The sequence below is a fragment of the Streptomyces sp. RerS4 genome (assembly GCF_023515955.1).
Lineage (GTDB): Bacteria > Actinomycetota > Actinomycetes > Streptomycetales > Streptomycetaceae > Streptomyces.
Genome location: NZ_CP097322.1, coordinates 26,105 through 46,477 on the forward strand (window position 1 = coordinate 26,105; position 20,373 = coordinate 46,477).

A 20,373-nucleotide genomic window follows, 5' to 3' on the forward strand; every position below is an offset into this window, starting at 1 on the left:
CAGGCGTAACGCGTGCCAGACTGCGCGCATAGGCGGATCTGACGCGCGCATGGGTTGATGCGGCGCGCGCATGGGGAGGAGAGGCACACGCATGGTGGCGACACCCAGGCCGACAGTGCGCCGCATCGAACTCGGCTACGAGTTGCGTCAGCTGAGGGAGCGAGCCGGGAAGACCCTGGAGGAGGTGACAGCGGCGGGAGCTGTGACCGGCCTGAACTTCGCGAAGCTCCAGGCCCTGGAGAAGGGGACCCGGCCGCTTCGCTCCGCGGCCGATCTGCGAAACCTGCTCCAGTACTACGGCGTCGAGGACGAGGAGGACGTGGCGGCGCTCCTGGCGATCCAGCGAGAGGGAGCCAGCCAGGACTGGTGGCACCCCTACCGCTCGACGATGCCCTCGGGCATGCCCCGCTTCATGGGCATCGAAGCGGCCGCCAGGGAGACCTGGGCCTTCCACCCCGCCCTCGTGTACGGGCTTCTCCAGACAGAGGACTACGCCCGCCATCTGCACGAGGACGCCCAGCGAGTCGAAGAGACCACGAGTGAGTCCATCACGCGCAACGTCGCCGTACGCATGCGCCGGAAGAAGGCCATCGAACGCAACGAGGATCCCCTGCTCCTGCGCGCGGTGCTCTGGGAGCCGGCCCTGCGCAACCTCGTGGGGAACCCCGACGTGATGCGCGCGCAGTACGACGAGCTGATCCGACTGGCCGGCCTCCCCCACGTGCACCTTCAGATCCTGCCGATACTGCCACCGCGGTTTCGTGGGCACCTCCCCACCGCGAACTTCGCCGTGCTTCACCTGGAGGAGGGGCTCCCCACCTCCGTCCAGGTGGACACGCCTTGGAGTTCCACCTCCGTGTCGGACAAGCCACGCGAGGTCGGAAAGTTCAAGCGGGCCTTCAACGGCCTCATGTCCTCCGCGCTCCCGCCGGAGGACACCCCCGAGTTCCTGCACCAGCTATCGCGAGAGATCACGAAATGAACCAGACACCCAACGACCTGAACTGGATCAAGTCCAGCTACTCCGACGGCGCCGGCAACAACTGCGTCGAGATCGCCATCAGCGCCTCGGTCCACATCCGGGACTCGAAACTGAACGGCAACGCCGATCAGCCCTGCCTCCGGGTACCCGGCGCGGCGTGGACGACCTTCGTCCAGACTGTCGATCACTAGATACCCGGGCGGGTGTTCTCCTCGCGGTCATCGAGGAGAACACCCGTATCACTCCAGCATGCCCTGACACACCGACAACCGCCGCCCACAGTGGGATTTCGTGCCCCGTAGACGTCAGGCTCCGATGCGCAGGCGCCCGGCGCGCTTCCGTGGAGAACCGACCATCTTCCCGAACCGCAGAGCGGTTCTCCCGCTCCGCTCTCCCTGAGCGCGCCCCCCATTCAATCCCTCGCCGAACAGGCGCCCGAGCCTGTTCTCGCGAACAACGCCTCGGCAACATGAGGCCCACGAGCCCGAACTCGTGCCCAGGACGTGCTGCTTCCTGCCCTGAGGGAGGGCTGGTCGTCAGGTGAGGAAGGCGGCGAGGGTAGTGGCCACGACGGCGGCGAGGCTGACGACCGCCACGAAGGTGGCGGCCGCACGGGTGAGGGCCGTGGGATAGCTGCCGTTGTCCAGGCGGGCGAGCTTCGCCGCGCCGGCGGCGGCAAGCAGCGCGACAACGATCACAAGTGCGGTGGTGAGCAGGACGACGGCGACGGTCACGGCAATCTCCCGATGCGTATTGGGGTGTTGACATGGTCGAATGTCGCCGAATCGGTGTTCGCCGGTGTTCGCCGGGCGGAAGATGAACACCGGCGAACACGAGTCCTGGGGGCCACGCACCGTGCGCGACGAAGACGGCAGCCAGAATCCCGCCCTGACCGAGCTGCGGGAGAGGCTCAAGGTTCGAATGGCCCACATGCGGCTGAACCAGACGGAGCTTGCCGCGCGTGCCGGGCTGGGGCGTACGACGGTGTCGGAGGCGCTCTCGCCGGCAAAGCCCGCGCCCTCGCCCGAGACGTTGGCCGCCCTGGCCCGCGCGGTGCAGCTCCCGGTGGATGAGCTGTTGGCATTACGGCGTCGCGCGGTCGAGGATGCCGGGGGTGGTGTGGGGTCGGCGCCGGGCCGTCCGATCGGTGAGTGGGATCCGCACGACCTGGAGGTCCACCCGGCCGGGCCCGGCGACACCCCCTTCGGGTCCGGCAGGTCGGTGGCCCGGCCGATGCCCGGGTATGTGCGGCGCCCGCACGACCAGGTGCTGGCGCAGGTCGTGGAGGACGCCGCGGCTGGCCGCAGCGGGGCCGTAGTGTTGGTGGGGAGTTCGTCGACGGGCAAAACGCGTGCGTGCTGGGAGGCCGTGCAGCCCCTCACGGCGCTCGGATGGCGGCTGTGGCATCCCTTCGACCCGACCCGCGCTCAGGACGCCCTTCAGGACCTACCACGCGTCGCGCCGCACACCGTGGTCTGGCTGAACGAGGCCCAGCACTACCTCGGCGACCGTGTGGCGGGCGAACAGATCGCGGCTGCCGTACACCGGCTGCTGGTCAGTGCGGAACGCGGGCCGATCCTGGTGCTGGGCACGCTCTGGCCCGAGTACGCCAACCGGTACACGGTCCTCCCTGAATCGGATGCGGAGGACCGCACAGCCGGGTGCGGGAGCTGCTGGCCGGCCGCACGCTGGCCGTCCCGGACGCCTTCGATGCTCCGGCTCTGGCAGCCGCGGCCGCTCTCGCCGAGGGCGGGGACCAGCTTGTGGCCGATGCGCTCGGCCGTGCGGGCGCCGACGGACGCATCACCCAGGACCTCGCTGGCGCCCCCGAACTCCTCGCGCGCTATCGGCACGCCAGCCCGGCCGCCGCGGCAATGCTGGAAGTGGCGATGGACGCCCGGCGCCTCGGCGTCGGCCTCCATCTTCCGCAGGCCTTCCTCACCGACGCCGCCACCGACTACCTCAACGACACCGACTACGACCGGCTCACCGACGACTGGGCCGAGCAGGCCTTTGCCGAACTCGCCGCCCCCGTCCATGGCAAACAGGCCCCCCTGCACCGCACCACCCCCCGCACCCAGCGACGTCCCCCTGCCCCGGCGACATCCCCGGCCGTTCACGGCCCGGCCTCCACGGCCGCGGGGCCGGTGTTCCGCCTCGCTGACTACCTCGAACAACACGGCCGCACCAGCCGCAGGCACCTCTGCCCGCCCGCGTCCTTCTGGCACGCCGCCTATACCCACCTCACCGACCTCGACGACCTCGACGACCTCACCCAGGCAGCCCAAAACCGCCACCGCCTGCAATGGGCCCACGCCCTCCGCTACCGCGCCGCCGACCACGGCAATACCCATGCCCTGGTTCGCTTGGCAAGGCTACGAGAGGGGAACGGAGACCGGGACGACGCAGAAGCCCTTTACCGGCAGGCCGCCGAACACGGCAACAGCGAAGGCCTGATCCACCTGGCCATGATGCGGGAGGCTGAGGACCGAGAAGGCGCCGAAGACCTCTACCGGCAGGCAGCCGACCACGGCGACATGAGCGCCCTGACGCACCTGACCAGGATGCGGGAGGAGGCCGGGGACGAGGTCGGCGCCGAGACCCTGGCCCGGCAGGCCGCCGAACACGGCGACATGAGCGCCTTGGACCACCTGGCCATGATGCGGGAGGAGGCCGGGGACGAGGAGGGCTCCGATGACCTCTACGGGTCGGCCCCCGACCACAGCTACGGCGGCGCCCTGGTCCGCCTGGCCCACATGCGGCTGGATGCCTGGGACGAGCACGGCGCCGAAGTCCTCTACCGGCAGGCAGCCGACCACGGCAACACCGACGCTCTTTACCACCTGGCCGTGATGCGGGAGGAGGCCGGGGACCGGGAGGGTGCCGAAGCACTGGTGCGGCAAGCCGCCGAACACGGCGACATGAGTGCCCTGGACAACTTGGCCATGATGCGGGAGGAGGCCGAGGACCGGGAGGGTGCCGAAGCTGTCTACCGTCTGGCGGCCGATCACGGCTTCAGCGACGCCTTGGCGCGCCTGGCCATGATGCGGGAGGCTGAGGACCGAGAAGGCGCCGAAGACCTCTACCGGCAGGCAGCCGACCACGGCGACATGAGCGCCCTGACGCACCTGACCAGGATCCGGGAGGAGGCCGGGGACCGGGAGGACGCCGAAGCTTTGGCCCGGCGAGCCGCCGACCACGGCAACAGCGAAACCCTGCGCCACCTGGCCAGGATGCGGGAGGAGGCCGGGGACCGAGAGGGTGCCGAAGCTCTCTACCGTCTGGCGGCCGATCACGGCAACGTCTATGCCTTGGACCACCTGGCCAGGATGCGGGAGGAGGCCGGGGATCGGGACGGCGCCGAAGCCCTGGCCCGACAGGCGGCCGCCCACGGCGACACCGGCGCCCTGCACGACCTGGCCAGGATGCGGGAGGAGGCCGGGGATCGAGAGGCTCTCGAAGCTGTCTACCGTCTGGCGGCCGATCACGGCTTCAGCGGCGCCTTGGACCACCTGGCCAGGATGCGGGAGGAGGCCGGGGACCGGGACGGCGCCGAAGCCCTGGCCCGACAGGCGGCCGCCCACGGCGACACCGGCGCCCTGCACGACCTGGCCAGGATGCGGGAGGAGGCCGGGGACCGGGACGGCGCCGAAGCCCTGGCCCGACAGGCGGCCGCCCACGGCGACACCGGCGCCCTGCACGACCTGGCCAGGATGCGGGACGAGGCCGGGCATCGGGACAGCGCCAAAATCATCGCCCGAGAGGCTGCCGACCACGGGGCCAACCAATTCGGGTTCAACCGGGCCGCGGAGTCGGGAATCCTCACCAGGCTGTGGCCGCATGGCCTGGATCCAGACGGCACTCCCACATCCCCATGGTGAGCATCCCTGTTTCGTGTTCCCCCTGAACTCACCACCCGGCTCACATCGTCGGCATGGAGTGGTGAGTTTGCCGGGGATAGCGCTGTGACCTGCGGTGGGGAGGTTCTGGGGGCGGTGGTGAGGTGATTGGTGAGTTCACCGTCCCAAGCGTTGTGGGCCTGTGACATGCGGGGGCTGACGGTGGTGATCCAGGCGGTGAGGTGGTGGCCGTTTCGTGGGGTGCAAGCACGATCAGCACCTCACGGAAGGCGATCCCATGTCCTCTGTCCCCCGTTCCTCCCGGCGTGAAGCAGCCGAGCCTCCTTCGAAGAATCCGGCCCCTTTGCGGTCGTCTCGCCCTGAGACCGTCCCGGCGTCCGGCAGTGTCCCCCGCGGCCCTCGACTTGCCCGGATCGGGGTCTGGACGGCGCTGGCGGCCGGACCCCTCGCCCTGGCCGTCGCGCTCCTCGTGCCGCAGGAGACCACCGCCCAGGCCGCGCCGGCGGCAAAGGCCGACAGCGCCGCCGAGCGCCCCGCGGAACCGGGGGGTGTGGCTGCGTTGTTCGTGGAGCTGTGGCTGCGTGCGGACGCGGGCACGCCGGACAACGCGGTCGGGGTGGCCCTGCGGTCGATGGCGCCGTCCGTCGAGCTTCCCAAGCGGGCCCGCGGCGCCGCGGCCCCGGCTGTGCGGGTGGTGCCGGTGAGCGCCGCGAGTTCGGCCGACGGCTGGACGGCCGTGGTGGCGGCCCTGACCGAATCCGTCCCCGCGCCGGAGCCGTCGGGCTCGGGTGGTGGCGGGGCGGCTGCTTCTCCCGTGGTGCGGTACTTCGCGGTGTCGGGCAGCGGGGGCACGGGCGGGGCGGCGGTGAGCATCGGGGGGACGCCCGCGGAAGTCGCCGCGCCGGAGCCGGGCCCCTCCGTCGCGTCGCCGTTCACTCATCCCGTTTCGTCCGGGACGGCGTTGTCGGATTCGGTGGGCGAGGTGCTGCGGGCCTACCTCGCCGGCGGTCAGGGCTCCGGGCTGGAGCGGTACCTGTCTCCCGGCGTGCGGCTGTCGGCACCGTCGGCGTCGTACGTGCGGGTGGAGGTCCAGGACGTCGTCGCCGACGCGGAGGCCGCCACCACGAAGGGCGTGCCGGTCGACGGGACGCGCGCCGGGGTGCGGGTGCGGGTGACCGGTGAGGACCGGGCCGGTACGCGGTGGCCGTTGGTGTACCGGCTGGTGGTCACCGCCCGGGCCGGGCGGTGGGAGGTCAGCGCGATGGACACCGGTGCGACCGCCTCGCGGCCGGCGGCCGGTGCCTCGACGGCTTCGGTGTCGGGCGGTGCCCGATGAGTGTGACCTTGGCGAGCAAGTTGGACGACCTGGGCGACGGGTTCTTCGCCACGTTGGGCGGCTGGGCCGACAACAGCCTCAAGCTGATTCTGGTTGTGGTGGTCGTCGTCGCCGTTTCCCGTCAGTTCTCGATCAAGGCCGGAATCGGTGCGCTCCTCGCGATGGTGCTGGCCTTGGGTATCTACGAGGCGCGTGAGTCCTTCTCGGGCGCGGTCAAGGACAAGGTCGAGCACCCGCTGAAGAGCGCGCCCGCCCTCGATGGCGGTTCCGCGGCGGTGCACGGCGGTTCTGTGGGTGTGTTGTGAGCGGCGGGGATCGGGTGCGGGTCGCCCGGGTCTACACCGCCGCGCGCCGCCACCCGTGGGTGCTGGGCAAGCTCGGGGACTTCCGGCTGCCGTTGGGCCCGTACACGCCGGCGCAGCTGGTGGTGCTGGGTGGTGGGGCGTTCTTGTTGATCAAGACGTACGCGTGGTGGTCGTGGGCGGGGCCGGTGCCGGTCGCCTTGTGGTTGGGGGCGGTGTGGGCGGTGCGCGGTGCGCAGATCGCCGGGCAGAGCCCGTTCACGGCGGTGGCCGGGGTGGTTTCGCTGCTGCTGCGGCATCCGGCGGGACGGGTCGAGGGGCGGGTGGCTCGTGATCGGGCGCCGTCGTATCTGCGGGTCCGGTTCGTGATCGCCCCGCCTGTCCCCGCCGAGGTCGGAGCCGCGGCGCCGGCGCCGGTTGAGGGCGGGGCCGGTGTGGCGGTGGGAGATGAGGTGCCAGTCGTCGAGGTGGCGGCGGGTTCGGGGTTGGCGCGGCTGGTGGCCGAGAAGGTGGGGAGGGCGGCGTGAGGAGTCCGTTTCGGCACATTGCCGGGCATGTGGTGTGGTCGACGTCGGGGCGGGTGTGGGCGGTGTGGCGGGTGAGCGCCCTGCCCGGTGGCTACCTGCCGGCGCCGGTGCACCAGGAGTTGGTGGGGCGGATCACCGCGTGGGTGCGGTCGATGCCCTCGATGGAGCCGCGGCTGCTGGTGGTGGCGGCGCGCGTCGATGCCGGCGAGGTCGCCGAGCGCATGGTGGAGGGGGTGGACTGGCGCGGTCTGCCGGCGTGGGCCGAGACCTGTGCGGCGACGGTCGACCTGCTGACCGGGCAGGAGATGCACGAGCGGACCCTGTGGCTGGCCGTTCCCCTGGCGATCAAGGGCGGTTCGGGTGCCGCTTCCCTGGCGGCGTTGCACGCGGAGCTCTCCGCTGTGCTGGATCTGCCGCCGGTGGCGGTGGCCGAGTCCGAGGTACGGGCGGCTCTCGCCGAGGCGGGGCGGATCGAGACCTCGTTCGGTGGTGGGCTGGGGATGCGGCCGGCGGCGCCGGCGGAGATCGTCTGGTTGGTTCAGCACGCCCTGCATCGCGGCCTGGAGGAGGAGCCGCTCGTCTCGGACGCCGAGCACAGCCCGCTGTACGGAAGCCGGGTCCACGACGGGCGGCTGCACTCCCCCTCGTACGCGGACCTGGGGCAGGTACGTCTGGCCGAGGGCGGACAGGGCGGGCCTGCGGGCGTCGAGGACGAGGTGGTCGGCAAGGAGCGGCGTCCCTGGTGGAAGAGGGCGGCTTCGTCTTCGCCGTTGGGGCGGCGGTGGCTTCAGGTCGAGTCGCAGGCCGGAACCGGATACCAGGCGCATCTGGTGTTGGCGGAGTTGCCGCCGGCGGTCGCGGTGGGCTCCGCCGACGTGCTGGCGCAGCTCGAAGGGCTGGCGTTTCCGGTGGATGTGACGGTGGATCTGCGGGTGGTCGCGGCGAAGAAGGCGCGGGCCCAGGTCCAGCGCAAGAAGCGGGAGCTCCTCGACCAGGCGAACCAGTACGACGTCCAGCCCACCGGGTTGCCGCATTCGCTTCCGGAGGCGGCCGCCGATCTGGTGGAGCAGGACGCGCGGATGGCCCGCACCTCGGTCGAGGTCGAGGTGCAGTCCGTGACCGTCCTGACCGTGTGGGGTCCGGACGCGGCCACCTGCGACAGTCGGGCGAGGGAGGTGTCGGCGGCGCTGTCGGGGGGCGACTACCGGGTGGAGCGCCCCTACGGCCTCCAGGAGGAACTCTTCGCCCTGGGGCTTCCGGGGACGGTGCGGGCCCCGCGCCTGAACCAGTTCACCCAGCATCAGCTGTCGGAGGACTGGGCCGCGCTGGGGGCCTTCACCCTGTCCGGGGTGGGTGACCCGACGGGCATGATGATCGGCCACGACCTCGACTGCGGCACGGTACGCCCCGTCTTGTTGAATGTCGCCGACGCTCCGCAGGTCAACGCCTCCGCCTCCAGCGCGGTGATCGGGGACCTCGGCGCGGGCAAGAGCGTGATGGAGAAGCTCGTCACGGCCGCCGTCGTCGACCGCGGCGGACGGGCGATCGTCATCGACCGGACCCCGATGCGCGAGTGGGCCTCCTTCGCCCACACGGCGATGGGTGAGCGCTGCCAGATCATCGACGCCGCCGAGGCCCGGATCTCCATCGACCCGCTGCGCGTGTTCGGCGGGGCGGTCGGCGCGCACTACGCCTTGTCCTACCTCACGCTCCAGCTGGGTGTGGGGGCGATGACGGCCGCCGGCTCGGTGCTCCATCACGCGGTCGAGGAAGCCGCCCGTGGGCCCGAGCCGTCCATGGCCAAGGTGTGTGAGGTCTTGGCCGAACTCGCCGCCTCGGGCACGGGGGCGACGCGGGCGGACGCGGCGGCGACCATGGCCGACCTGCTGCGGATCGTCGCCACCAATCCGCTGGCGGCGATGGTCTTCGACCCGGGCCTGCCGCCGGTCTCCCTGGACGGTGACCTCGGGGCCGACATGGTCGTGGTGACCACCACCGGGCTCACCTTGCCGCCCCGGGAGGCGTTCGCCGACGTCGAGGTTCTGCGCGGCCAGCCCCTGGAGGCCCTGATCGGGAGGGCCGTCCTGTACCTGGTGGCGGCCGTCGCCCGGCAGGCCGCCTTCAGCAACCCGTCCCGGTTCTGCCTGGTCGCCCTCGACGAGTCGTACTGGCTGACCTCCTCCGCGGAAGGCTCCGCGCTGGTCCACGAGATCTTCCACGACGGCCGCAAGCACGGCGCGGGCGCGCTCCTCGGTGCCCACGACGAAGCCGAACTCGGCAAGGACGCCGGTCTGATCGCCTACCGGTTCCTGGCCCGCACCACCGACCGGGTCCGCGCCGCGAAGGGCCTGCGTTTCCTGGGCCTGGACGGGGACGACGAGAACCTGCTGCGGCTGGTGACCACCGGCCTGTCCCCGGTCGGGCAGGCCGGCCGGGAGGGCGAGATGCTGCTGCGTGATCCGCGAATGCGGGTCGGCCGCATCAAGATCGTCGTCCCCCCGGTCCCCCGCATCAAGCAGTCCATCTTCACCACCCCCGGCCGTCCGCACGTCCCCGGGGAAGCGCGATGATCCGATCCTTTCGCCTCGACCGCGGGACGCTGCGCGCGGCCGGCTTCGTCGCCCTGCTGACGGTCGTGTTCGTGGTCACGAACACGAGCGTCGCGGCGGCTGCCGAGACCACCGCCGTCGGCGAAGGGCTCCTGGGCCCCCTGGACGCTCTGACCCGCGAGGGCGCCCCGCTCAGCGGCTACCGCCTCGAATCCGTGGTCGGCGATCCCGGCGGGATCCCGGCGGTCGACATGGTCGAAAGCGGCATCGCCACCGCACAGAACGGCGGTGTGCCCGACTTCGACATCATCGAGCACACCCAGCGCCTGGTCATGTCCGGCCTGTTCACCCTGATCCGGCTGCTGGTCGGCCTGTGCTGCTGGCTGATCGGCTTCACCTTCCGCTTCCCGCTGCTGACCTGGCTCATCGACCCCGCGCAGCGTCTCGCCGACGCCTACCAGCGCCACGTCGTCACCCCGCTCGGCCTCGAAGGCCTCCTGCTGGCCTGGGCGTTCGTCTTCGGCCTGGTCCTCTTCGTCCGGGGCAAGGTCGGCAAGGGCCTGGGCGAGATCGCCCTGACGCTGCTCATCGCAGCGCTGGCCGCGAGCGCGTTCGTCCGCCCGGACTACCTGCTGGGCAAGGACGGCTTCCTCGACCAGACCCACCAGGCCGCCGTTGAGGTCGCCTCCATCACCACCGACTCCTACTTCGGCACCCCCGCCCGCGGCGGCCGGCCCTGCGACAGCGCGGTCGGCCCCGCCCACGAAGCGTGTGTCAACGAGAAGGCGGACGCGAAGGCGGTGACCGGCCCCATCCAGGCGGCGCTCACCGACGCGCTGGTCGTCAAGCCTTACATGCTCCTTCAGTACGGGCGGGTCCTGGACCCCAAGAACCCGGGCGACGCCGCCGCCTACAAAGCACACCTCACCTGGGTCAAAAGCGCCCTGCCCAAAGCCTCGACACCCCAGCCGGGTACGGAAGGTTCGGGCGGTAAGGCCAACCCGTGCGAGGGCACGTTCGGGCCGGTCAAGGACGCGTGCGAGGACCGCATCCGGGGCAACCCCGATTGCAAGCTGCTGTTCGGATCCGCGAAGGAGCGCTGCGAGGAGCAGCGGGAGGCCTCCAAGACCGATCCGTGCGGGCTGCTGACCGGTACGTCGAAGACCGCCTGCCGCGAGCAATACCCGTGCGCGTCGATGCCGGACAAGGCACGCACCTTCTGCGAGAACGGCAACGGCCCCCGCACAGAGGAAGGGGGGAACGCGTTCGCGACCCTCCTCAAAGACCTGGACGGTGCCGGCCCGGTCGGCAAGGCCTGCGCCGCCTACGCGAAGGCGCCCAGCTGGGATCGGGTGTGGTCGGCCGTCGCCCTGCTGATCGCGGTGGCCGTCGTCACCCTGATGATCGTGTCGATGGCGGTGGTGATGCTCGGCGCCCAGGGCGCCGACGCCGCGACCGCCGCCGCGGGCCCCGTGGTGTGGGTGTGGGCGATGCTGCCCGGGCCCTCCCGGATGGTGCTGTGGCGGTGGTGGGGTGTCTTCGTGGTCTCCGCGCTGGTCTCCTTCATGGCGGCCATGTGCCTGCCGCTGTTCGGGATCGCCGTCGACGCCCTGCTGACCGGGGATGGCCCCGATCTGATGGTGGAACGGCTCCTGCTGGTCGACGCGCTCGCCGTCGCGTTCCTGGTCATGCACCGCCGGGTGCTCGCGGCCGCCGCCTCGTTCGGTACGAAGATGGCCGACCGGATGCGGTTCGCGACGATCGGCGGAAGCCACCTGCGGGGCGACAACTCCGAATTCGGCGCAGCCCTGGCCCTCAACGGACCCCACGCGGCCGGCGGCGCGGGCGGCTCGGCGGCGCATGGCCTCTTCGGGGCGCGTCTGCGCTCCTTGGGCTCGCTGGCCGCCCTGAGTGACGGATCGGGCATGCCGATGTCGCCGGGCCGGCTCCTGGGCGACGCCCTGGCCGAAGGCAAGCGCGGCCTCGCCCCGATCGCTCTGGCCCTGCGCGGCGCGCACAGCGCTCTGGTCGGCCCCAAGCCCGGCACCCACCCCGCCGCCCGGCTCTTGGCCGGTGCGGCCGGCACACCGAACACCCCGCGCCCCACGCCCGGTGAGGAGGAGATGGTGGTCGACCGGTGGACGGGGGAGATCCTCCACGATCCGGCGACCGACCGGCCCCTGCTGGGTTCACGGCTGCACGCGCGGGCCTCGCGGCTGCGCGGCTACCGCGTCGCCTCCCGCACCGCACGGCTGGCCTACGGCTCGACCCTGGGCCTGCCCCGCAACCTCGCCCACGCCCGCACCAATGCCTCGCAGTTCACGGACGACGCCCGCACCCAGCTGCGGGTCGCAGCCCACCAGGTCCGCGAGGACTCGGGCCGCTGGATGGCCGGAGTGGATCACGCCGGGCAGCGCATCGCCACCTCCTGGCAGGTCCACGACCCGATCGGAGCCGTCCGCGACACCACCGTCGCCGCCGTCATCGCCGCCGGCCCCCTCACCACGCGAACGTCCCCCTCCCCCACGGCCCGGACCGTGGTGTCGGCCCCGCTCTCCACCGGACGCCCCACCCCACCACGAAGCACCGCAGGACCGGCCACCGGCACAGGCGCCTCGACGGCGCCCGCCGCGTCGCGGCGGGCGTCGAGCAGCCCAGCCGGCGACGGCGCCTCCGGGTCCGACACCGGTGGGCGGGCCGATGCGAACGCGGCACGCCTGCGGGCGATCTTCGAGTCGCATGTCGCCGAGCGCCGCCGCCGTGAAGAAGGTGACCGCTCGTGAAGTGGAAGAAGGTCGCCTGCCTGGGACTGCTGATCGCGTTCGCGGCCGCGTGCTGCACCGCTCCGGCCGTCCTCGCCGCCGCCACGAAGGCGCGCGGCACCGCCACCGCCGGCACGGCGGTGTCCGCCGCGGCGGCCGGGATCCCCGAGCGGATGCTCGCCGCCTACCTCACCGGCGCCGCCCAGGTCACCACCCACGTGCCCAAGTGCCGGGGGATGCGCTGGCAGGTCCTCGCCGGGATCGCCCGCGTCGAGTCCGATCACGCCGCGGGCCGGCTGGTCGGGGTGAGCGGGGACATCCAGCCGTGGATCGTGGGCCCGCGCCTGGACGGCTCCGGCGCCGGCGGCAACACCACCGCGATCCACGACACCGACGGCGGTCGATGGGACAACGACAATGTCTTCGAGCGGGCGGTGGGCCCCTTCCAGTTCCTGCCCGAAACCTTCCGCGCCTACGGCAAGGACGGCAACCGCGACGGGATCGTCAACCCCCACAACGCCGACGACGCCGCCGCCTCCGCGGCCGTCTACCTGTGCGGATCCGGCCGCAACCTCACCGATCGCGACCAGCTGCGCGCGGCGATCCACACCTACAACCTGTCCTGGGCCTACGTCGACGACGTCATGTCGGGCATCGACCGCTACGACGCCCTCGGCCGCGTCCCCCTACTGCCGTCGGGCAACATCGGGACCGTCATCCAGGCCGCCCTCGCCCAGCAAGGCCTGCCCTACTCCTGGGGCGGCGGCGGGCCCTCGGGCCCCAGCACCGGGATCTGCTGCTCCCCCGGCGGCCAGGACGGCCGCACCGTCACCGGCTTCGACTGCTCGGGCCTGACCCAGTTCGCCTACGCCAAGGCCGGGATCAACCTGCCGCGCACCGCCGCCGAACAAGCCGGCGTCGGCCGCCGGATCCCCGCCGCCGCCGGCTTCGCAGCCCTGCGCCCCGGGGACCTGATCTTCTACGGCTACAGCCCCACGCAGAACTCGACGATCCACCACGTCGGGATCTACCTCGGCGACGGAAAGATGATCAACGCTCCCCGGCCGGGAAAGCCGGTGCGGATCGACCCGGTGACCGCCATGCCCGACTACGCGGGCGCCGCGAGGCTCCTGTGACCACCACACGAACCGGCACCGGCCCGCTCCTGGCCGTCGCGGCCGTCCTCGCCGCGGCCGGGGCGCTGCTTTTGCACAGCGGGCTGGGACGCCTCGACGGGCAAGCCCCCACGGTCCGACCCACATCGGTCGCGGCGCCCACCACGGATACCTCGCCCGTGCCGTACACGGGCGGCGGCTCGGCGCCGCTTGTCGAGTCGGCCTCGGCCCGCCCGACGGTCGTCTCCGCGCCGCCGCGGCACGCGGCACCCGCGCCGTCCGGCTCCGCGCCCCCGAACCCGCCCCCGCGGTCCGAGGCCGGCGCGCCCGCAGGCGCCGATCCTGCTCGGGGCGAGCTTCCGCCGCCCGGTGAGGGGCCGGCCGCCGATCCCCTCATTCAGCAGGTCCTCGACCGCGCCACCCCCGCGGACCTTCCGCCCGCCGACGAACGCCTTCTGCTTGACCTGGCGCGGGCGGCCTGGCTGAAGGAGACGGCCGGCTACACGCAGGTGCGGATCCAGGCCGCCGTCGCACGCCGCGATACGCCCGAACCGCCGGCGCCGGACGCCGGATTCGCGACCTCGGCGAGGGCGGTGGTGCGGCTGGTGTGGGCCGGCGCCGACCGGGCCGGGACCTTCCAAGACGGACGCCCCGCGTCCCTCCACTACCACCGCAACGGAGACGCATCATGGACTCGAACGTGACAGTGACCGGGCTCCTCTCCTGGGGCGCCGCCCTGTGGCAGAGCCTCTTCTCGGTCGCCGGCTGGACGGTGGCGAACGGCTGGTGGCTGTCGCTGCTCGGCGTCGCGGCCCTGGCCGGCTGGGAGCAGCTGCAACGGCGGCTGGCCGCCGAGGCCCTGTCGAGGCGCACCTACCTGGAGCTCGAACCGACGGCGGCGTTCGCCCCGGATCCCGAGCAGATCTGGCGCCAGGGCATGCAACTGGTGCGCGCCGCCGGCTCCGGTCCGTGGTGGGTTCCGCGGCGGGCCCGTTCGGTGCGGATCAGGCTGCGCGCCGACGGCAAGCGAGCCCTTGTCTACCGCATCGAGGCGCCGCAGACGGCGCACGCCCTCCTCGCCCAGACCCCCTACGGGGACCGGGTCCACGTCAAAGCCGTGGCCCCCATCGCGGACAAGCGGCGCGAGCACACCGTGCGCGCGGTCTTGACCCTGCACGGGGAACCCGGCTCCCGGCTGCGCGAGGTCCCCCTGGATCCCGATCCGCTTCAGCCGCTGATCGACGCCGTGGCGGACCTGAAGGCCGAGCTGGGGGATCTCGCGGAGGTGTGCGTCGACTTCTCTCCGGCGTCCCGTTGGCACCTGGCCGTACGCCGCATGCAGGTGTTGCGGGGTGTCCGGGAGCGGGTTCGTCGCGAAGCGGAGCGCGAGGCCAGGTGGATGAGCCGGGAGTCGACCGACAGCGTCCCGGTCGCGCTGACGAAGCTGTTGGATCCGCGTGAGTGGCAGGGCAGGCCGACGAGGCCGATGGTGATGCCCCCGCTGCGGCGCGTCGCCCGCGATACGGCGTTGGGCAAGCTCGCGCAGACGTCCGGTCTGGTGCGGGTGCAGGTCCTGGTGCGGTGCGCCTCGACCGCGGACGGCCGGGCCGAGGCACGGCTGGCACGCCTCGGGGCGGCCCTGGACGTGTTCGCGGGCCCCTCCCGCCTGATGAGCCAAGGCTGGTCCGTGGGTCCGGTGCGGTTCGGTCCCGACCGGTGGCCGTGGCGCACGCGATTCGATGCACGGTGGGCGTCGGGGGTGATGCGGCCGGCCCGGGGCGGGTGGGCGCACATCGAGGAGCTGGCCGGCCTCCTGAAGCCGCCGACCGTCACCGCCCGCCATCCGCTGATGGAAAACGACATGCCGACCTACGAGGTCGGCGCGGGAGTCCTGCCACAGGGCTGGTACCGGCAGCCGGGCGGCGGCGAAAGGCTGCTGGCCACGCACGAGGACGAAACCCTCTTCGAGGTCCAGTCCGGCAAGGCCGGCTGGGGCAAGACGATGCGCGCCCAGGTCCACGCCGTCGCCTCCGCCCACAACGCCCGAGGCCTGGCCTTCGTGGACCCCCACGGAGACAGCTTCGAGGCCGTCGCCCGCTACCTCGCCCACCAGGACATCCTCGACCGCGTCATGCTCTTCGACCTGACCGTCCGCAAGGACACCGACATGCTCGCCTCCTGGAACCTCCTCGACATGAGCGGCGGCAAGATCGCGCACGAGGTGTCGGCGGCCGTGATCGAGGCCTTCGCCGGGTCCCTGGGCTGGAATGACGTCACCGCGCCCCGCGCGCTGACCATCCTGACCAAGGCCGTCGAGGCCCTCGTCGCCGTCAACACGGCGGCCGTCGCCGACCAGGCCCCCCAACAACAGGCGACGATCTTCCAGGTCCGGGCCCTGCTCACCGACCCGGCCTTCCGCGACCTCGTCATCGCCGCCCTCACCCCCGAGGCGCGCTCGTGGTGGACCACCACCTTCCCCGACCTCCCCCGCGACGCGCTGCCCACCGTCCTCAACCCCATCGAACGCCTCGGCGCCTCCCCCGTCGTCCGCGCCTTCCTCGGCTGTCCTATCAGCGGCTACGACATCCGCCACGCCATGGACGAAGGCCGCGTGCTGTGGATCTGCCCGCCCGGAACCGGACCCACCGACCGCCTCCTGATCAGCCTGTTCGTTCACGACTTCCTGCGCGCCGGCCTCTCACGCCGCGACCTGCCCGAAAGCCGGCGCCGGCCCTTCCGCTTCTACCTCGACGAACTGATCTCCCTGGACCAGGGATCCACCGTCCTGGCGGAGATCACCGAGCAGCTCCGCAAGTTCGGCGGGCGCCTGCACGGCATGACCCAACTCCTGCACCGACTTCAGCCCGAGACCCGAGCCGCCCTGATGCAAAACGCGTCCTGCCTGTCCACCACCGCCGGATCCGTCGAGGCCATCACCCAGGTCACCGCCCAATGGCCTGACACGATCACCCCCGCCGACGTCGCCGGCCTGGACCGCTGGCACCACTACGCCTCCTTCACCGTCGCCGGCAAGCGCATCGGCCCCCTGCCGATCCGCGGCCCCGAACTGGCCGAAGTCTTCAAAAAGCACGCCCGGCCCAACCGCGTTCCGGCCCTGCGCACCGCCGCGCACCGGGCCGCCAAGGCCCGGCCCCTGGGCGAGCGGACGGCCTTGGCCCTTGCCCAGGAAGGACAGGTGCGCGAGTTCCTCGCCGCCCGCGCCACGCCCACCACCACGACCCACGACACCGGGGAGCAGTACGCATGACCACCACGACCGCGACCATCCCGACGCCGGGCACCGGCGAGACGCTGAGCCACCGCGCGCTCGCCTTGATCGCCCAGCACCGGCTCCTGACGACCACCGCACTCCACCGGATGCTCACCCCCGACACCCCGGCACGCAAGATCCACAACGTGCTCGTGCCCTTGCGGGAGAAGGGGCTGATCACCCACACCTTCCTGGGCCGCCAGCGTCTCCAGGCCCACTTCCTCACCCCCACCGGAACCCAGACCGTCGCCACCTGGCCCGAACTACGCGCCCGCGGAAACGCCAGCGCCATCCACTCGCCCGACAGCGCAGCCCTCCTCGCCCCGCACATCCTCACCGGCGTCCGCGCCCACCTCGCCTTCCTGACCGAAGCCCGCGCCCGCGGCGACGAATACGAACCGCTCGACTGGATGCCCGAGGTCACCCACCGCCTCCCCGACACCGGCGGCGAAGACCGCCTCACCGCCGACGCCGTCCTCCACTACACCACCACCCGCCCCCGCCGGATCCACTACCGCGCCTTCGTCGAGATCGACCGCTCGACCATGAGCAGCGAACGCCTCGCCCGCAAACTCATCTCCTACGCCCGCTTCCACGACTACACCCCCCAACCCGTCGGCCGGCGCGGCACCGTCGGCGACCCGGCCGCCCTCCTCGCCTGGCAACGCTTCTACCCCCGCTTCCCCCGCGTCCTGTTCATCCTCACCGGCGACTCCCCCACCACCCTGGCCAACCGCATCGCCGACCTACGCGCCATGACCGCCGACCACCCCCTCGTCACCCGACTCGCCGCCCGCGTCCCCCTCGGCGCCGCCATCCTCGAAGACATCGAGAAGGCCGGCCCACAGGCAGCGGTGTGGACACCGCTGACGGGGAGCACCGAGTCCAGAAGCTGGATCGATCTGTGAGTACCGACGGAGTGACGGATCCCGTGCCGGCGGACGACCGTCGGCACAGGCGCCGTCTCCGTATCGCGAGCCTTGAGGAGTGCTCGTGCTGTCCGAATTCCGCAGTCTGGACTGTCAGTGGCCGCCGCAACACTCTGAGCTGACTATCCGTTCAGAGGGGGACCGATGGCATTCCGAGCCGTGCACGCCGGATGGGGAACCGTCTTCGCACACCTGCCCGATCTCGGGTGCGGGCAGGCGTGGGAGGCGGTGTGGAAGGTCAAGCCGCTCCCGCCGATCACGTGCCCCGAGTGCGGACACCCGATGTACGCGAAGACCTCCCGGACGGGGATGCGGTTCTTCGCCCACGCTCCGTACGCTCCGGACTGCGAGATCGCGCGCGAGGGCGAATCGGAGGCCCACCACCTCCTGAAGCTCGAACTCGCCTGGGCAGGCCGCGACGCGGGCGCCCACGCTGAGCTGGAGGTTCGGGCGCCGGACGGTTCCTGGCGGGCCGACGTACTGGCCCGCGCCCCGGATGGTTCCTGGCGTACCGCGTTGGAAGCCCAACTGTCGCCCATCACCGACACCGACATCGCGGCACGGACGGAGCGAATGCGTCGGCATGGCGTTGCGGTTTGCTGGTTCAGTGACCGGCTGCGGCCGCCGTGGCTGGGCACGGTTCCCTCCGTACGCGTGGCCCGCCCCGAGGGCGGCGGCCCCCTCGGCGTCGTGGAGGGCCTGGTCCGCTTCGACGGCCGCAACTGGCGCAGGGTCGGCCCGACCCCTCTGGCGGACTTCCTGCGCTGGGTCTTCAACGGCCAGGCCGTGCCCCACGCGGTGAAGAGCCCCTACGCGTACGCGAACGGGATACGCAGCCTGCCAGTGGTGTGGACGCACCCGAAGTACATCGCGGCCGAGGCGGCCCACCTGGCCGAGGAAGAACGCCGTCGGCTCGCCTACGAGGCGCAGGCCGCGATCAGGAAGCGCCGGCTCGATGCCCGCAAGGCCGCGGTCCGTGAGGGCAACACGGCCAGCCGCGCGCGGGCCCTGCGCAAGGCGGTCAAGGCCGAGGAAGCCGTCCGGGACACGCCGGCTGCCGCGGAGCTGCGGGAGAAGGCGGCGCGGCGGCGCGGCGTGCGGCGGGCCATCGCCTACCTGAGCCGGGAACACGGGCTGACTGCCACGGTGGGCTGGAGCGTGGCCGATCCCTGCTGGGCTGACGGCATCCCGCTGGTCGACGGAGAAGGGGTGCCGGTCGCGGTGTTCAACCCGGCCCGGCGTCTGCTGCGGGGCCAGGCGTACCTGCTGCTTGCCGGGTTGTTGCTGCTCTTCGGAGACGAGCTCGCCCTCAAGCACTTCAGCAGGTACGCCTACGGAGCGCCGAAGCGGCCCAAGGACCAGCGCACGGAGGTGGTCCGGGTGGACTTCTGCGCCTGCGAGACACCGGATCTGGTCGCGAAGATCGAGGGCAGAGAGTTCCCGGCCCGGCCCAGCGACACCCTCGGGGCCGCCGCCGCCCTCTACCTCGCGCAGTGCCGGATCTGCGGCGGCGCGTACAGACTTCCCTGGCGCCGGATCCTTCCCCAGGAGCCGGACAGCACCCCGAGCATCTGGAGTCCCTGATCTTCAGCCTGAGGCGCTTCAAAGAGGCGCCCTGACCCTGGCGCAAGCAGCGGATGTCGGGGCGGGCGGCTTCACGGCGTCCGCCACCCGGCGCCGCGGTCGGCGGACGGCCTACGTCAGGGCCTCCAGTGCCGCCGCCGCGGTCTCGGGCGCCACCACCGCCACGCCCGCCAGTGAGAGCGCCACACTCAGGTGGTACGACCTGGCGACGACCTCCCCGTAGGCGACGCCCGACGACCGCCACCCCGCCCAGGAGGCCGTGAACGCCGCCAGGCGCAGGCACACACAGCCCCACCGACCCACAAGCGACCTGTACTTCCTACGAGGAGTTACTCCATCGACCGATCCGTCCATGTGCCCACGGTGCCGGATGGACACGCCTCGCATCCGAGAATCAGGGAGTGGTTCACTCTCGTCTCCACCCGTATGGGCATCACCACCGGCCTCAACACGATTCGTAGGTGGCCACGGTCCGATGGGCGCTTTGCGTCACCGGTACCGGGCGAGGGGCTCGGCCGCGAACGACCCGTCCCTCAACACCGCATCGGTCAGCTCGTACTCCTGTCGCCCGTCGGGGCCATATACGACGGTGCCGGCGGGCCGGCAGCTGACCAGCTGGACCGGGTGGCCGTCTGGTGCCCGCATCCCAAGCAAGGTGTAGGTACGCGCGGAGCTTGTGATCGTCGGGTGCCCATGAGTGGGTCGACGGGTTCGCCGCCGACGTAACCGCGCCAGGACCGCTCCGACGGCCAGTACGGCCAGGCCACCGAGCGCGTTCGAGGCCGCGTCCGACATCATCTCGTACAAGATCGTTTCCTTCACATTGTCGTTGGGCCGGAGAGATTCCCCGGCCGGTGGCGGCACTGTGAATCAGCGGAGGGTAAGCCCCGCAAGCCTGGCTCCATCGAAGCGGTCGGCGGGAGTGGAGGGGAAGTGGCGTCCGTACCGGCGGTGTGCCAGCGGTGTACCGGTCGGCACTCGACGTCCGGTGAACCTGAGACGGAATACGCCGCGGCAGCGCTCGATTGGGGCCGGGCGTCGCGCAGTCGGGAGACAACCACGTCGAGGTCCGTCTTGTCGGCGGCCCGGACGTAGCCGCGGTACGCGACGGTGGCCGTGCTCGGCCCCGGGACGATGGTGGGGTCCGAGGCAGGCA

16 protein-coding genes and 1 pseudogene are annotated in these 20,373 nt (G+C 71.9%); 14 read left to right on the forward strand and 3 right to left on the reverse strand.

Features of this window, described 5'->3' with window-relative positions; all coding sequences use genetic code 11:
* Positions 1 to 91 precede the first annotated feature (91 nt).
* Both M4D82_RS00100 and M4D82_RS00105 read left to right on the forward strand, forming a co-directional pair.
* A complete protein-coding gene (locus M4D82_RS00100) occupies positions 92 to 982 on the forward strand; it encodes a helix-turn-helix domain-containing protein (RefSeq protein WP_249764021.1) in 891 nt (296 codons plus the stop codon).
* A complete protein-coding gene (locus M4D82_RS00105; RefSeq protein WP_249764022.1) occupies positions 979 to 1,173 on the forward strand; it encodes a DUF397 domain-containing protein in 195 nt (64 codons plus the stop codon). Before M4D82_RS00100 ends, M4D82_RS00105 begins: the two co-directional genes overlap by 4 nt.
* A gap of 345 nt (positions 1,174 to 1,518) precedes the next feature.
* Here M4D82_RS00105 and M4D82_RS00110 read toward each other — a convergent pair whose 3' ends face one another.
* On the reverse strand, positions 1,519 to 1,716 hold the full coding sequence (locus M4D82_RS00110) for a hypothetical protein (protein WP_249764023.1): 198 nt from the start codon (positions 1,714 to 1,716) through the stop codon (positions 1,519 to 1,521).
* A 196-nt stretch (positions 1,717 to 1,912) separates the two neighbouring features.
* Here M4D82_RS00110 and M4D82_RS00115 point away from each other — a divergent pair.
* The 12 genes and pseudogenes from M4D82_RS00115 to M4D82_RS00170 form a co-directional block, all read left to right on the forward strand.
* Positions 1,913 to 2,005 (forward strand): annotated as a pseudogene (locus M4D82_RS00115) (hypothetical protein); the annotation flags it as partial.
* Positions 2,006 to 2,643: 638 nt separating this feature from the next.
* On the forward strand, positions 2,644 to 4,863 hold the full coding sequence (locus tag M4D82_RS00120; protein WP_249772350.1) for an SEL1-like repeat protein: 2,220 nt from the start codon (positions 2,644 to 2,646) through the stop codon (positions 4,861 to 4,863).
* 322 nt (positions 4,864 to 5,185) lie between these two features.
* A complete protein-coding gene (locus tag M4D82_RS00125) occupies positions 5,186 to 6,178 on the forward strand; it encodes a conjugal transfer protein (protein ID WP_249764024.1) in 993 nt (330 codons plus the stop codon).
* 8 nt (positions 6,179 to 6,186) lie between these two features.
* Positions 6,187 to 6,483: a hypothetical protein gene (locus M4D82_RS00130; protein ID WP_249764025.1), complete on the forward strand. Its 297-nt coding sequence runs from the start codon at positions 6,187 to 6,189 to the stop codon at positions 6,481 to 6,483.
* Positions 6,480 to 7,007 (forward strand): hypothetical protein, encoded by a 528-nt coding sequence (locus tag M4D82_RS00135; protein ID WP_249764026.1) that lies wholly within the window; start codon positions 6,480 to 6,482, stop codon positions 7,005 to 7,007. The genes M4D82_RS00130 and M4D82_RS00135 overlap by 4 nt, the downstream gene beginning before the upstream one ends.
* Positions 7,004 to 9,577 (forward strand): ATP-binding protein, encoded by a 2,574-nt coding sequence (locus tag M4D82_RS00140; RefSeq protein ID WP_249764027.1) that lies wholly within the window; start codon positions 7,004 to 7,006, stop codon positions 9,575 to 9,577. Before M4D82_RS00135 ends, M4D82_RS00140 begins: the two co-directional genes overlap by 4 nt.
* Positions 9,574 to 12,339 carry a hypothetical protein gene (locus tag M4D82_RS00145; protein ID WP_249764028.1) on the forward strand — a complete coding sequence of 922 codons (2,766 nt, stop codon included), beginning with the start codon at positions 9,574 to 9,576 and terminating at the stop codon, positions 12,337 to 12,339. Before M4D82_RS00140 ends, M4D82_RS00145 begins: the two co-directional genes overlap by 4 nt.
* Positions 12,336 to 13,454, forward strand: a complete 1,119-nt coding sequence (locus M4D82_RS00150) for a C40 family peptidase (protein WP_249764029.1) — start codon at positions 12,336 to 12,338, stop codon at positions 13,452 to 13,454. Before M4D82_RS00145 ends, M4D82_RS00150 begins: the two co-directional genes overlap by 4 nt.
* The gene (locus tag M4D82_RS00155) at positions 13,451 to 14,137 is read left to right on the forward strand and encodes a hypothetical protein (protein WP_249764030.1); all 687 of its coding nucleotides are present in this window, start codon (positions 13,451 to 13,453) and stop codon (positions 14,135 to 14,137) included. Before M4D82_RS00150 ends, M4D82_RS00155 begins: the two co-directional genes overlap by 4 nt.
* The gene (locus M4D82_RS00160) at positions 14,122 to 16,701 is read left to right on the forward strand and encodes a type IV secretory system conjugative DNA transfer family protein (protein ID WP_249764031.1); all 2,580 of its coding nucleotides are present in this window, start codon (positions 14,122 to 14,124) and stop codon (positions 16,699 to 16,701) included. Before M4D82_RS00155 ends, M4D82_RS00160 begins: the two co-directional genes overlap by 16 nt.
* Positions 16,698 to 17,612, forward strand: coding sequence for a replication-relaxation family protein (locus tag M4D82_RS00165; protein WP_249764032.1), 915 nt, complete (start codon positions 16,698 to 16,700; stop codon positions 17,610 to 17,612). The genes M4D82_RS00160 and M4D82_RS00165 overlap by 4 nt, the downstream gene beginning before the upstream one ends.
* Before the next feature lie 165 nt (positions 17,613 to 17,777).
* Positions 17,778 to 19,217 carry a competence protein CoiA gene (locus M4D82_RS00170; protein WP_249764033.1) on the forward strand — a complete coding sequence of 480 codons (1,440 nt, stop codon included), beginning with the start codon at positions 17,778 to 17,780 and terminating at the stop codon, positions 19,215 to 19,217.
* 111 nt (positions 19,218 to 19,328) lie between these two features.
* Here M4D82_RS00170 and M4D82_RS00175 read toward each other — a convergent pair whose 3' ends face one another.
* Positions 19,329 to 19,502 carry a hypothetical protein gene (locus M4D82_RS00175; RefSeq protein WP_249764034.1) on the reverse strand — a complete coding sequence of 58 codons (174 nt, stop codon included), beginning with the start codon at positions 19,500 to 19,502 and terminating at the stop codon, positions 19,329 to 19,331.
* 204 nt (positions 19,503 to 19,706) lie between these two features.
* Positions 19,707 to 19,862 carry a hypothetical protein gene (locus tag M4D82_RS00180; protein ID WP_249764035.1) on the reverse strand — a complete coding sequence of 52 codons (156 nt, stop codon included), beginning with the start codon at positions 19,860 to 19,862 and terminating at the stop codon, positions 19,707 to 19,709.
* Positions 19,863 to 20,373: the final 511 nt, after the last annotated feature.